Origin of the sequence: Leptospira yanagawae serovar Saopaulo str. Sao Paulo = ATCC 700523 (genome assembly GCF_000332475.2) — a bacterium.
Classification (GTDB): domain Bacteria; phylum Spirochaetota; class Leptospiria; order Leptospirales; family Leptospiraceae; genus Leptospira_A; species Leptospira_A yanagawae.
In genome coordinates this window covers 13,253-26,895 of record NZ_AOGX02000022.1, presented here as the reverse complement: position 1 = coordinate 26,895, position 13,643 = coordinate 13,253, and the positions used below count along the sequence as shown (strand labels likewise).

The 13,643-nt window shown below is 36.3% G+C and carries 13 protein-coding genes; 8 read left to right on the top strand and 5 right to left on the bottom strand.

Annotation, left to right across the window (positions count from 1 at the left end):
* Nucleotides 1-138 precede the first annotated feature (138 nt).
* Nucleotides 139-1,728 (bottom strand): hypothetical protein, encoded by a 1,590-nt coding sequence (locus LEP1GSC202_RS11115; RefSeq protein WP_015677889.1) that lies wholly within the window; start codon nucleotides 1,726-1,728, stop codon nucleotides 139-141.
* Between the two features lie 152 nt (nucleotides 1,729-1,880).
* On the opposite strand from LEP1GSC202_RS11115, the gene LEP1GSC202_RS11110 reads away from it, so the two are divergent.
* Both LEP1GSC202_RS11110 and LEP1GSC202_RS11105 read left to right on the top strand, forming a co-directional pair.
* Nucleotides 1,881-2,156 (top strand): hypothetical protein, encoded by a 276-nt coding sequence (locus LEP1GSC202_RS11110; protein WP_039928903.1) that lies wholly within the window; start codon nucleotides 1,881-1,883, stop codon nucleotides 2,154-2,156.
* 206 nt (nucleotides 2,157-2,362) lie between these two features.
* Nucleotides 2,363-4,705, top strand: a complete 2,343-nt coding sequence (locus LEP1GSC202_RS11105; protein ID WP_051125334.1) for a delta-60 repeat domain-containing protein — start codon at nucleotides 2,363-2,365, stop codon at nucleotides 4,703-4,705.
* On the opposite strand, the gene LEP1GSC202_RS11100 is transcribed toward LEP1GSC202_RS11105, so the two are convergent.
* A complete protein-coding gene (locus LEP1GSC202_RS11100) occupies nucleotides 4,702-5,088 on the bottom strand; it encodes a hypothetical protein (RefSeq protein ID WP_156825381.1) in 387 nt (128 codons plus the stop codon). The two genes, LEP1GSC202_RS11105 and LEP1GSC202_RS11100, sit on opposite strands and share 4 nt — an antisense overlap.
* 63 nt (nucleotides 5,089-5,151) lie before the next feature.
* Nucleotides 5,152-6,447 (bottom strand): hypothetical protein, encoded by a 1,296-nt coding sequence (locus LEP1GSC202_RS11095; protein WP_015677909.1) that lies wholly within the window; start codon nucleotides 6,445-6,447, stop codon nucleotides 5,152-5,154.
* Nucleotides 6,448-6,726: 279 nt separating this feature from the next.
* Between LEP1GSC202_RS11095 and LEP1GSC202_RS11090 the strand changes: the two genes are divergently transcribed.
* From LEP1GSC202_RS11090 to LEP1GSC202_RS11080, 3 genes are all read left to right on the top strand, one after another.
* Nucleotides 6,727-9,279, top strand: a complete 2,553-nt coding sequence (locus LEP1GSC202_RS11090) for a SpoIIE family protein phosphatase (protein ID WP_244147714.1) — start codon at nucleotides 6,727-6,729, stop codon at nucleotides 9,277-9,279.
* Between the two features lie 69 nt (nucleotides 9,280-9,348).
* Nucleotides 9,349-9,774 (top strand): DoxX family protein, encoded by a 426-nt coding sequence (locus LEP1GSC202_RS11085; protein WP_015677887.1) that lies wholly within the window; start codon nucleotides 9,349-9,351, stop codon nucleotides 9,772-9,774.
* Nucleotides 9,775-9,871: 97 nt separating this feature from the next.
* On the top strand, nucleotides 9,872-10,297 hold the full coding sequence (locus LEP1GSC202_RS11080) for an LA_2478/LA_2722/LA_4182 family protein (RefSeq protein WP_015677844.1): 426 nt from the start codon (nucleotides 9,872-9,874) through the stop codon (nucleotides 10,295-10,297).
* A 99-nt stretch (nucleotides 10,298-10,396) separates the two neighbouring features.
* Here LEP1GSC202_RS11080 and LEP1GSC202_RS11075 read toward each other — a convergent pair whose 3' ends face one another.
* A complete protein-coding gene (locus LEP1GSC202_RS11075; RefSeq protein ID WP_015677955.1) occupies nucleotides 10,397-10,987 on the bottom strand; it encodes a hypothetical protein in 591 nt (196 codons plus the stop codon).
* Between the two features lie 118 nt (nucleotides 10,988-11,105).
* Between LEP1GSC202_RS11075 and LEP1GSC202_RS11070 the strand changes: the two genes are divergently transcribed.
* Together LEP1GSC202_RS11070 and LEP1GSC202_RS11065 are read left to right on the top strand one after the other, a co-directional pair.
* Nucleotides 11,106-11,480 carry an ArsR/SmtB family transcription factor gene (locus LEP1GSC202_RS11070; protein WP_039928897.1) on the top strand — a complete coding sequence of 125 codons (375 nt, stop codon included), beginning with the start codon at nucleotides 11,106-11,108 and terminating at the stop codon, nucleotides 11,478-11,480.
* 213 nt (nucleotides 11,481-11,693) lie between these two features.
* Entirely contained in the window at nucleotides 11,694-12,233 is a 540-nt protein-coding gene (locus LEP1GSC202_RS11065; RefSeq protein WP_015677949.1) for a dihydrofolate reductase family protein, read from the top strand.
* Nucleotides 12,234-12,281: 48 nt separating this feature from the next.
* Here LEP1GSC202_RS11065 and LEP1GSC202_RS11060 read toward each other — a convergent pair whose 3' ends face one another.
* Nucleotides 12,282-12,569, bottom strand: coding sequence for an LA_0442/LA_0875 N-terminal domain-containing protein (locus LEP1GSC202_RS11060; RefSeq protein ID WP_015677903.1), 288 nt, complete (start codon nucleotides 12,567-12,569; stop codon nucleotides 12,282-12,284).
* Between the two features lie 201 nt (nucleotides 12,570-12,770).
* On the opposite strand from LEP1GSC202_RS11060, the gene LEP1GSC202_RS19655 reads away from it, so the two are divergent.
* Nucleotides 12,771-13,613, top strand: coding sequence for a DUF1566 domain-containing protein (locus tag LEP1GSC202_RS19655; RefSeq protein ID WP_244147713.1), 843 nt, complete (start codon nucleotides 12,771-12,773; stop codon nucleotides 13,611-13,613).
* The last annotated feature ends 30 nt before the right edge of the window (nucleotides 13,614-13,643 follow it).

Below are 13,643 nucleotides of genomic sequence, written 5' to 3'. Positions count from 1 at the left end.
ATCCTGGAAAAATTTATAGGAATCAATCCAAAATGTAAAGTAAAACTTTTATATCCAAATCAAACAAAACCTTAAGTCCGGACTTTGGTTTGTCTTTTCGGATGAGAATCCAAACGCTCCTTCAAAGTAAAAAAACTCTCACTTCTTATTTTCTTCTTTGATTTTAATTCCATAAAATCCTTCTTTTCTACCCAGCCAATAAACTCTGTCCATTTTATCTTCGACAAGTAGGCGTTTTCGAAAGGTTTCCGAATAAAAATCCCATTCTGTATTTCCCACATAGTCAATCGGCCAATCCTTTCTTCGCATATACGGATGGTCTTTTTTAGGAAATTTGGATTTGTGGTAGGCCCATTCTAAAACATGAAACAATTCATGGTAAAGGAAAATGGGATGGTTTGCGTGATTTCCATCGGCAATTTTTTTATTGGAATCAGAGATAATGGTTAGGCGAACTTCAGGATCATTCTCCGTTCCAAAATTCCATTCAGTTCCTCCTCCATTTGTGATTAACACTCCATTCGGCTGTTTGGTTCCAGGCCAAATCAAAAGAACTCCATCGGCCGCCTTGATTTTTGTGAGTACATCTCCGGCAAGTGGTGGTTGGATCGATGTGATGGAAGGTTGCATCACATAACGAAACGTATCTTTGATCAAATTCGTATCTCGAATTTCCGAGTCTGTTCGAATGATTTCATAATCCCAATAAATCCCTTCTGTGATCTCGGCAAAGGAATCACGAAAGTATTCGGTACTTAAAACCAAGTCTGAAATTGATTTTTCTTCCAAGTCCAAATCTAAATTGTATTGTGTTAATGGGGCAGGTAGCGGTGCTTTTAATCTTGTTTTAGGAACTATTAGGATCACCAGTTTTAGTTTCTTTCGAGGAATTTCTTTCGTTTTCTTTGTTTTAAATTGTAAGGCCTTGTATTTGATCCATAATTGGTCTCGCAAAAAATTCCAATACTTGGAAACATGTAAGTCCATCTCGGGATACAAAAGTGATATTGTTTCATAAGCAAAATTGTATTTCCCTTTTTTTGTATACTCGTCTGTTAAAATCGAAGTATTCCAAGCAATGGAAGGGATAAGTGGATTTGTGATTTGTTCTTTGAATAAATTGTTTTTAAATAGTTCATGCCATTTTTCTCTCTCATCCATTGTCATTTCTGGATCAAAGAAGAGTTCCCCTACATTATAACTTGTATGGAGCGCGGAGGGTGTACCTGATAAATCAGATAAACCAGCATACAATATATTTCGGGCCGACCTTTGATCATTTAACTTCATATAGGCGATTGTAATTACATTGATAAGGAGCCCATAATTGCCATCTCCAATTTTGATTCTAGATTGTGGGATCACATTCGGAACAAGGGAAACAATCTCTTGGTAACGGCTGTCATCATTCAAACACCAAATCGCTGTGACCAAACTCGTAACCTCTTCTTCAGGAACAAGTGATCCAAGTTTTTTGGCACTTTGGTAACATTCATTTGGCCATTTTCCTTTTTGTTTTGAAAGTGCTGCAGATACATTTAACCGCAATCGCCAACCAAAAGCTTCATTGGGATCGGCTGCTAGGATTGAATCGGAAAGTCGATAAGCAGACAAATAATCTTTTCTTTCCAATAGTTTATCTGCTTTGGTTCTTGTATCTTGGTCGATTGCCTCTAAAGAAAAGAATGTAAAAATAAGTCCAATTAGAAAAAGAACCTTCGTATTCATTCGGTGCGGACCTCCCAAAAAGGTAGGATCAAGTTATACAACTTTTCGACAGGAAGCAATCGATAATTTTTTATACATGGAATGAAACACGTAAATTAAAAAATAACTTGTCAAAAACGACAAAGTGATGATCCCATTTCTTCGAGGTAAAAATGAAAAAACTAACGATTCTCATTTTATTTGTTATCACAGGAACCTTCTTCCAATTGTCTGCCAAATGTTTTGGTTTCAGCAAAAACAAAGAAATCACCGTATGTATCGATGGGAATAACAATGCTGCAAGGCAACAAGCCCAAAGCATTTGTAAGGCAAACTCTGGCAATGATTGCGGAAACATCACAGGGTATTCAGGAAACTGCAGTGCTTCTGGTAAGAAAAAATGTTTAGACGCTAGTGGTTCCGAAAAAAAATCACTGAAAGCAGATTGATAGTCTTTAAAAATTTTATTTCGCCATCACTCTCTTGTCATGTAGTATTGATCATGACAAACAATGGAAGAGAAGTGGTGGTGGGTTTCTTCACTTAAACTTAAGTACAAGTTCTAATGATCCTTTCCGTATAAACTTGAATCTTCTTATCTTAATTAAAAAGAATTTCACTCGAGAATTTCTGCAACTGTCTAACCCTTGGTTGTATGAAATCATCCCTTTCTTTTTTTTTCTTCCTGTCTCTATTATATTTCCCATTGAACAATTGTAAACCACCAGCTCTCAACAATGCTTGTGATCCCAACTCTCAGTCTTTCTTAGAATTACTCTTAGTAAAGAACATCGCCAATGATCGTTCAGCAAGCTGTATTCCCTACTTCAATCGAATCGAAACTAATTTTTTAAGTTACGGTGCCTATTTGGGAGTTTCAGCAACTGACATCTTCAGCGCTGCCATTTCCAATGGAAAAATTTATATAGGTGGACTATTTACACAACTTGCCGTGACTACTGGTGGTGGTGCATTTGTTTGGAGTGATTCAGCAAAACCAATTGGCTCAACATATTGCCCACAACTTGATCTTTATGATGAAAATCTCACTGGTTCCGGAACCATCAGTGAGGCTGTTATGGATCCTGATGGAAATTTATACATTCTTGGCAAGTTTACGCATGTGCAAAGTTTTCCGAGAAGAAACTTAGCTAAAATAAAACCAAACTGCCAATTGGATTTGGCCTTTGATGCCAAGATAAACGATACTTCCGCAATTTTTTATGATCTATTATACTTAGAAGGTCGGATTTTTTTCTCAGGCAGTTTTCAAACCTCAACGGGTGCACTGACAAATTACCCTACTCCAACAATCAGACATCATGTAGCATCAGTGAATGCCATCACTGGGCTTATGGATGATTGGGCTCCCAATGTTTCTGGTGTGGACGTTAGGTGTATGGAAACAGATGGAACTTTCATTTACATAGGTGGTGGTTTTACGGCTATTAACTCAAATGGAGTAGGTAATATAGGAAAACTTCACAAAGACAATGGAACTACATTTTATCCCATTGTGGATGCGGATGGTACTGTCAATGCAATGCTGATTCGGAACGGAATTCTTTATGTTGGAGGTGTATTTTCCACGTTAAATGCTTCTGCTACATCCCGTTCAAAAATTGCAGCCATTGAATTAGCAACGAATACAGTTTTACCAGCTTTTAGTTCCATCAATATCTTTGGAAACGCTGTGTATGCCATTTTGGCTTACAACGATGAATTGTATATCGGTGGCGAAATCACAGGTCCTAGATTTGGCCTTTTGAAAACAGATTTGAATGGAAATGTTTTAGCGGCCGATTATTCCATAGATGGAAGTCAAAGGAATGTTTATAAATTATCTCTCATTGATGACAAACTTTATGTTTTTGGTTTTTTCGAAACCGTCCGCTCCGAACCAAAAAACCATATCTTCCAACTTGATCTAAAATCAGATACGGTAACCACTTGGGATCCAAAATTTTTAAATGGAAATTCTGAGTTACAAGGAGTTGCCCTAAAATTCAAAGAAAACGTGATCTTTTTAGGTGGTGCATTTGGCGCAATTGATACCACACAAAGGAATTATTTAGCAGAATTAGATTCACAAACAGGAATTCCAACAGATTGGAATCCAAATCCAAATGATCTTGTTTCAAGACTTATTATTTCTGACAAACGATTATTCCTACATGGACAATTTACTATTATATCCGATACTGCCAGGCAAACAATGGCAGCATATGATTTAGATTCAAAATCTTTACTTAGTTGGGATCCAGAATTTCCTCCCGCTTCCGTCGAATCAATGTTAATCGATGGTGATACAATGTACGTGGGAGGGAATTTTACAACAGTAAACGGAAACCCAGTCAATCGGCTTGTCAAAATTGATACAATCCAAGGAAATTTGGATACAAATTTCAATCCAAACCCGGGAAATACGGTTCGTTCGCTACAATTATTAGGTGATGAATTGTATGTCGTTGGCCAATTCAATACAATACCAAATGCAGCAACATACCTAGCAAGCGTAAACAGAAATAGTGGTACTTTTATAAAAACACATACACAATCCTTGACAGGATTTTCTGCATATGGAAGTTTCATTTCAGACCAAAGGTTCATTATGAGTGGTCAATACCAAGTGACAGCACCTTATAATGGGTTTGGATTGACATTTTACCAAATACCTGACCTGTCTACCATCACACCTTCATCTACATTTCCAAGTACTTCCGAATTTGTCCGTTCGATCCACCAAAACCAAACAAAAATTTATTTAGGTGGTAACTTTCCTAACTTTGGTGGCAGAACTCGAAATGGATTATTCTCTCTCAATCGAAATGACTTAAGCATCAATGATTGGGATGCAAAACTAGCTACAGGTTCTACGATTTACCAGGTGATTGCTGAAGGCAATGTTGTTTATGCGTTTGGCAATATAAATGCCGCAAACCAAAAGTATAGAGCTGGTATGGTTAAATTGGATTCGGAAACTGGGAACTCATATTAACCCAAACGAATTTCATTGTAACAAAAGAGCATAACAAGTCGTAAACTCCATAACATGGTACGAAACCAATTGGTTACGATCAATCGTTTGATTTGATGATCCTCTTTTCTAGTTTTAAGTTTGTTATGAATGGGAACACTCACAAAAAATGTAAACATCCATAGAACAAAGACTCCAACCAAATTGATTTGAAACAAAATAGAACTTGGTAATAGATAGATGAGTGCCATCGCAGATACGAGTTCGATTCCCATCAAAGGAGCAACTAACCATGTGATACGATTTGAATGGAAGGAATGGAACTTGGAAAATTGGGAGGAATCAATATAATGAAAGCTTGGATAGTGAAGGATTTGAATTAGCCAAATCAAAATGAACATCATGGAACATGCAAATAGATGAACGAAAAAGAGTGGGATAAATCCAAACATGGCAATTAGACTGGATCATTCAAAACTTTGGTTGATTCCAAAACCGATCCAAAATAAATTCCTTGGAATACTTTGGTTGGTGTATCGTTGGTTGGCCCAAAGCTTTACAATCTCTGCCGTTTCCAATTGGTCTATTGATTGGGATATGATTTCATTCGAGATACCATACAACTTAGATGGATCCGATACCAATCCATCTCTCTCGGAAAGATTTTGTGTAGAACTTTTGGACTCAGAATTTAAAAAATATACCTTTTCGTTATCATACAAGTCAATTTCAGGTCTATGAGCATGATTCAACGATAAAAAACATTGGTTCCAATTTAACTTTAAAGAAGTCGTAATATCATTTATTCCGGACTTTTTAGATTCAGGATTATTTACCCATACGTAACCAATATTAGAATTCCATTCTATTGATATTTCTTTTTTTTCAAACAATACATACCTGACGGAAAATGAGCTATATTGGCTTGCGTATCCCGCTTCCGTGTTCGCTGAAGTTTGTTTGAATGATTGAACGGTTGGATTCAGTATCCGTTTCATCCAAGGCAATTCCCACCAAATAAAGTATTCATTCCATGTATTTTTTGAGGATCGATCTTGTTTAAAATACCACCAAGATCCAACTGTAAATGTTCCATATTTGGAAGTTTCCATCTCATAAGCAAAAGTTGTGAAAAGTCCGTCTGATCTCGCCAATCCGTTTTTTTCTGCATATGGTTTGATTTTTGACGGATCAATGGCACAAGGATTGATCAATGGATGGTCTGGCAAAGATGGATTACATTTATCCGAATAGACTGCATTTGATGAATCGAAAAAAATTGTCTTATCATTTTGAGTCACCATTGTTGGAAGAACCAAACGATTCACATCAATCGCATTTCCACCAGGATAGGATTGGATCCTTTGGTCCGAATCTCGATCACTTCGACCTTTCAGCGCAATGTTTGATTCTAATTCAAAAAAGAATCCATTGGAATGACTCATTCTCACAACAGGTACATATGTATAGGCTTCTCTAAAATTTTTATAGGGAAGATTGTCTCTTCTTGCGATATAATCTCCAGAAAAACTTTGACCTCTCCAAACAAAATCACTTACGATTTCATGTGTCACTTCTATACTGACTTCACTTTCTTCCCCAGTTTCATTCCTGATTTGATCCTGATTAGAATTCTTTTGATTAAATCGATTAGAATCTTTTTTGGCATTCATATTTGTTTGTGAATGCAAAGGAAATGCGAATACAAGAAAACAGAAGAACGAATTCACAAGTAATAAATATGGGTGTCGTAAGTTCATCATCCGAATTCCTCTCGATTTTTGAACGAATTCGTTCAAACTGTAGACATATACGAATTATTTTTCGTTCATTAAAATTCACGAAATTTTCATCATTCAATAGATCCTAGAGTTTGCCATTTTTAAGCTTCAAGAATGGAAATTAAGCTTTGATTTACTGTTTTGCCACCTGCTATAAATTCTTACACTTCGCGTAAACATCAGGGTCTCGCCTCTTCCCAAAATCCAATTCGAGGATACTTTACTACTTACATTACATTTTTACACCGACTGTAAAAAGCGATGCGAAGAAAATATCCAGTGGATTCCTTGACTTTTTTCGTTTTGTCTGATTCTTTTTCTTCCAACATGATTTCCATTTTAACCTTTGTTCGCTCCTTATTCCATGCACCCGAGGGGGTAGAGCTTCGTTACCAAAGGTATTTTGTCGCAACTAATTCCATTTATGTGTTAGCAGGACTCATCCATTTTACGTTTATATTTTTTTTCTGGATGGTGGGTGCTCCAGAGATGGCATTCTTTAACCTAGGAAGTGTCCTATGGTTTGCATTTACAATTTGGATCAATCGCAAACAGTATTTATTCACCTCATTGTACTTATGTTTTTTGGAAGTATTTCTACATGCACTCACCGCCACCTATTTTTTTGGCTGGGGAGCCGGTTACCAGTATTACATGATGTTGTTTGCCACAGGAATTTTCTTATTACCACCAGGTAAAAATATCCTGAAATTCGGAAGTATTGTCGTTGGGTGCCTTTTATTTGCTTCCACTTACTACTATTCGATGAACTACCCACCCATTTACACCTGGAGTCCAAATTTCCTTGCTCTCATCAATGTTTCCAATATCGTTTTCTCCACTCTCTTTCATGCTGGATTCGCTTATTATTTTACACTTGCTGCAAATATTGCAGAAGATTCGTTAGAACGTGAAAACAAAGCACAGACGGCTTTTTTCCAAAACATCTCACATGAACTCCGGACTCCTCTTACTTTAATCTCTGGTCCATCCGAGTCTGCACTCATTAGAAATGAAGGGTTAAATCCATCGGAAGTCAAAGTCATCGTGAACCAAGGGCGTAGGCTCACTCGGTTGGTAAATCAATTGCTTGATTTACAAAAAATCACTTCAGGTCGCATGGAGTTAAAAAAATCCCCACTTCCTTTGGGAGAATTTCTGAGTTTGGTGGCTGAAAATTTTACAGCCTATGTAAAAAGAAAAAACATTCAGTTTGAAGTAGTATTAGATGAAACACCAATCTACGTAAATGCGGACGCTGAACAATTGGACAAATGTATATTCAATTATCTATCCAACTCCATCAAGTTCACGGAAGTGGGTGGAACAATCCGACTCGAACTGAAAAACAAAGATGAGGAAGCAGTTGTCTCTGTATATGATACAGGCATAGGAATGAAGGAAAGCCAAATGAAACGTTTGTTTTCTCGTTTTGGTATCAGTGAAGCTTCCTTAACACGTGAACAAGAAGGGACAGGACTCGGTCTTGCACTCGTAAAAGAGTTAGTAGAATTACATGGTGGAAAAGTGGGAGTGGAAAGTGAATTCGGAAAAGGATCTCATTTTTATTTTACCTTACCTAAACTTTCTGAAATCCCAACGGAAGGGAAATCAGATTGGAAAGATAAAAAATCCCATTTATTCCAACATGAATACATCCCAGAGGATGCTGAAAAACAAAACCTCCAAGGGAAAGAGAATTTATCCTCTCGAGCATATAAAATCCTTGTTGTGGAAGATAACCCTGATTTACGTTCGTATTTAGGATCCATACTGACACGCGCCGGTTATCACGCGTTAGTTTCTGAAGATGGCCAAGCAGGATTAGATGCAGTTTTAACTGAATCTCCTGATTTAGCGATAACAGATCTTATGATGCCAAAATTGAGTGGTCTCGATTTGATTCAAGAAATTCGTAAACGTGAACAATACCATTCTCTTCCTGTGATTCTTTTAACAGCCAAGGCGGATACGACAACAAGGCAAACGTTACACGGAGAAGGCGCTGATTTTTATTTAGCAAAACCATTTTTAGAATCCGAACTTTTAAGTGTTGTCAAAAATGCATTTCGATTAGTGGAAAAAGAATTTTATTTACGCGAGGAATTGGCAAGAGGGATTCGGATCCAAAAAAAATTGATTCCCGAACCAAATTACAACCAAGAGAAAATGAAACTGAATTTGGAATTTTTGCCTAGTGATGGAATTGCTGGAGATTATTATGCTGTTCAATCATTAGATGAAAACAAAACATTTTTCTTTTTAGCGGATGTTTCAGGACATGGTTTTGCCGCAGGAATGATTGCCGCAATTTTACATTTTGTTTTACAATTGCCAAACCTAACCAAAACGAATCCAGTTTTTTGTCTAAAAGAACTCAATGCATTTTTATATGGAAATACTGCAGGACTTTTTGTCACTGCAGTCGTTGCGATCGTAGATCATGTTGATCAAAAAATACTGTATGCAAAAGCAGGCCATGAGGATATTTATTTCGGAAATCCTGCTGGATTAAAACGTTTAGATGCAACAGGGAAACCTTTGGGCATTCTTATGGATTGGGAAGGCCAAGGAGAATCCATATCTTTTTCCACGGGAGACAAATTATTTTTGTTTACCGATGGACTTTTTGACGTTCGATCAGAAAACCAAACTTTATTCCGAGATTTTGGTTTTTCCCAATGGGCAAATGAACCTGAGATTTGGAAAAAGGATTCCGCGTTAAACGTTTTACTTGAGATGGCGAAAACTCACCAATCAAATCAAAAATTTGAAGATGATGTCACTTTGTTATCGGTAGAATTCACAACATAACATTCATTCAATTAAATTTTCAACGAACACTTACTCAATTTTTTTTGTCTAATGAGCTGGAGAATAAAAATGCAAACAAATTTATTACAAAATGTACTCAGAATCATATTGGGTTTATTTATGACTTTGGCAGGGATAGGCCACCTAACTTTTCAAAGACAAGAATTTCTTGCCCAAGTTCCGAGATGGTTGCCTCAGGATCCATTTTTTATGGATTTTGTAGTATTATCTTCCGGAGTCGTTGAAATTGCTTTGGGACTTTCATTATTGTTCTGGGCAAAAGAGAGAATCAAAGTGGGAATCCTACTCGCTATCTTCTTTATCTTAATCTTTCCAGGAAATATTTCCCAATACACAAATGGAATCAGTGCATTTGGTTTGGATACGGATCAAAAAAGATTGATTCGTTTGTTTTTCCAACCAGTTCTCATTTTGTGGGCTCTTTGGTCCACTGGTGCTCTCCGTTACCTTTTGGATCGAAACAAAAAATCTTAGATTGATTTTAAAGTACAATACCAAATTTACAAATATTTCTTTTCAGAACGATAGAAAACTTGTAAGTTTGGTCAAATTCGACCATCTAGGGGTTTTTATGAACAAACGATTACAAGTGATAACAATTGTTTCTTGCCTTTTCACACTTGGGTATTGCAACAAACTTTCACAGTCTCCAGAAGCTAAACTCAAAGAACTTGTTCCTCAATTTCAAAAAACAATGTGTTCCAAAACGATTGAATGTACGAAAGACGAGTTTGCTAAAATTCCTCCTGCTTACCGCAATATGATTCCTCCCTTTATGCAATCGGAAGAAAATTGTATCGCCTTTTTTGATGAAAAAATGAAAGAAGCAGAGAAAAAAAGAATCGAAGAAAAAAGAGAAGTCACTGCTGACCAAGTCGAAGCATTTGAAAAATGCATTAGCGCCTTTGGAAAATTGACATGTGACAGTTTTAAAGGAACCAAAGACAAAGTATCCATCCCTGAATGTGAGGAAGCTCAAAAACTCTCTGGTAATTAATCAGAAAGGTTGTTGCGAAGCTACAAGCAACAACCAAATCTCTACTGCGAAATCGAAAACACTTTCATATATACATTTCGCTTCATAATCATTTTATCATCAATTGGGATTCTCATTCAATTTCAAATTCTGATTTCTTTCTTTCGTTTTAAACATTGTGGAAACATTTGGCTCTCGAAAATATGGATGGCATAAAACGATATGTAAGATAGCGATGAAAATCGCACCAGGAAGAAGATTTATGGCAACAAAATGGTGTATCCCATTTGTGACATTGATTTCCATAATTTCAAATGAGATCGTATTCTTAGGTTTTGAAAGAATATATAACAATAACATCGATGAATGAAGCGAAGTAAGTGTTACATGTAAGATATATTCAAATGAACTAAGTCCACCAAAACGACTTCGAGCATCTTTTTCTTCCATCATATCAAAAATTTGAATCACTAAATCAACGGAAACTATGAAAAGGGTTAGTATATATAGAATTCCCGACAATTCATAAAGAAAAAATCCAACAAGCACAAAAGGGAAAAGTATCGCTCTAAATGTATGCAATTTGTGTTCATAAATTGTATCATTGTATTTGTAAAGTTTGTACTTCCACAAATGTAATATGATCCCATCAAAAAAAGCAAGGCCTGTAAACATTACCAAAAATAGGTAACTTAAATCTCTTAATTCCATAAACCACTCCTATGTGCATATATGCACACTTATGCACATATTAAATACAAACATAGATTGTCAATCCAAAACGAAAAAGACTAGACCCTTACTTGTATGAATTTAAGTTAGAAGGATTGTGGCAAAATCACGTACGCAATCAGAAAAAAAAAGAGAATCCGCAATCGAAGCATTAGATTCTGTTTTAGATTCTAAATTTTTGACGGCATTGTCAGAACCAAGTCGCATAGAAGTTTTAAAACAAGTAATTCGGCATGGTCGGGCCGATGTATCGGAACTTTCAAAACATTTAGATTACGATCGTTCCGTAATCTCAAGACATCTTACCTTGTTACAAGAAGTAGGAATCCTTCATCGTGAAAAATCGGGAAAACATGTATACTACCAACTAAACCCAAGTGCTGCGATTCAAAAATTTAAATTCATTTTAAAACATCTTGAAGAATTGGTGTCTATCTGTTGCCCACCATCAGATACAAACACTTCGAACTAAAATGTCATATTGTTTGGATCTAAAAATTTGATAAAAAAGAATTTACAAAATCCTAATTTTTGTGATATTGATCATCTACAGATGAGGCAGATAGAAGAAAGTTCTTTCTGACGAATGACAATGGTAATGACTCGCTCCTAACCCACCTAGAACCAAACAAAGTGTAATTTCACACTTTCAAACAAATGATTTCTAAATCTTATCAGGTGATTTATGAGAGAGATACATTATTACGTTGCCGCTTCAATCAATGGTTATATCGATAGCCATTCTACAAACACAACATTGTTTTTATCAGAAGGTGATCACGCAATTGATTATAAAAACGATTTGCTTCAATATTCTGACGTACTCATGGGTAAAAAAACTTACGAATATGGATTTGAATTTGGACTGATCCCTGGAGAAAAAGCTTACCCTTGGATGGACCATTACTTGGTAAGTGACCAATTAGTGGACTCCCATTTCGGGGAAAACATCAATATCATTAAAACAACACAATTGCAAAAAACCGTGCAACTGTTACGCTCACAGAAAAAATTGGGGCATATCTATCTGTGTGGTGGAGGCAAACTTGCCGGATTACTTTGGGAGAGAAATGAAATTGATAGGCTGTTTGTTAAGGTCAATCCGATGGTCATAGCCCAAGGGGTGCCTTTATTCGATTCCATTCAAACGGATCGAAGCCTAGACTTCATTCGATCAAAGGAATACAATTCAAAGGTGGTACTTTTAGAGTACCAAAAGAAATAAGCAATCATTTGGGAACAGAAACAAGTCTTTTGTTTTTGTTCCCAAATGTTACTTTGAAGGTGACTGTTTGTTCGCAGATCTAATTTTCTTTTCTTCCTCCAATCGAATGTTTTTCAATTCGATTTCAGACACTTCTTTATAAACGACCTTTAGCACTTCTGATTTTTTTAAATATTTGGGACTACCGCCCTCTGGAACTATTTGTATGGTTAGGTCATCTTGGCTTACCACCTTCCCTTTGATAGTTTCCCCATTTCGCAAAAGGATATTTGTGGCACTTATGGGCTGAATCAAAACTGAAAATAGTAGAATGGAAACGAAAACTTTAAATTTCAAAATCAATTCCTAAATCTGAAATGGATGCAAATATAGAACTGAAATACATGTGAATCCTTAACAAGTAAATTAATTTTATTTCTAAATTATCTTTTCTAAGCAAAATTTAATTCCAATGGCTTTCGAACAAAAACCCCCTGTTTAAGGGGGTGCTACAAATCAAATTATGATTCTCGGAATACAGTGATAAAGAATATGGGTATGAGGTTTTCCATCGATAACAATCGACTGGAATTCAGAAATTCAAATTTTGGATTGGATCCATCAATGTTAGTAAGTATGCACAAAAAAATTCGAATCGTATCTACCAGTTTGCTTCTCATGTTCTACCATTGTTCCCCTTTGTATTACCATATTTTCCAATCAACTGAGACCAAAGAAAAGTCATTGGTTACACAATTTGTGACCCCCTTAATTTTGGTAGAATCCGAACGGTCTCGAGGCAGCGTCTCGGTAGGGATTCAAGTGATCTATCCTTGGGGAAATTTTACGGATATGAATGACGGAACGATTCGATTTCAAGGAAATGCAGGAACATTTGGAAGCCAAGTGTATTCGGCTACAAATCTTTTTTTTGCTAAATGTGCATCAGGTCAAATTTGGGAAAATTCATCAAACACCTGTTCACCTGCAATTCCAAATACGCTTCGCTTTTGTAGTGCTAACGATAATTCTTGTAATGACCCAGGTACCCTTCAACTGAATGGTCTTGGAACAAGTGGGATATGGTCTTACTGTAATGGTCTAACACTTGCTGGAAGATCATGGCGACCTGCTACAAAAAATGAAATGAAACTTACTTTATATTGTGCTAACAGTCCTACTACAATTTCCGATGATAACGGAAGTAGTTGCAGTTCTAGCGGATTTAAAATTAATACAGATTTATTCCCTTACGATGCTTCAAAAGTTTGTCGTTATTGGACAGGCAGCGCCTTTAGTTTAACAGATGGTTGGTTTATCAATTACTGTACAGGTCTTGCTATTTCAAGCCAAACAAAATCCTCATTTGATTATGTTCGTTGTGTTTCCGATGGCCCATAAAGAAAACCATTTAATTGAAATGAGTTGGAC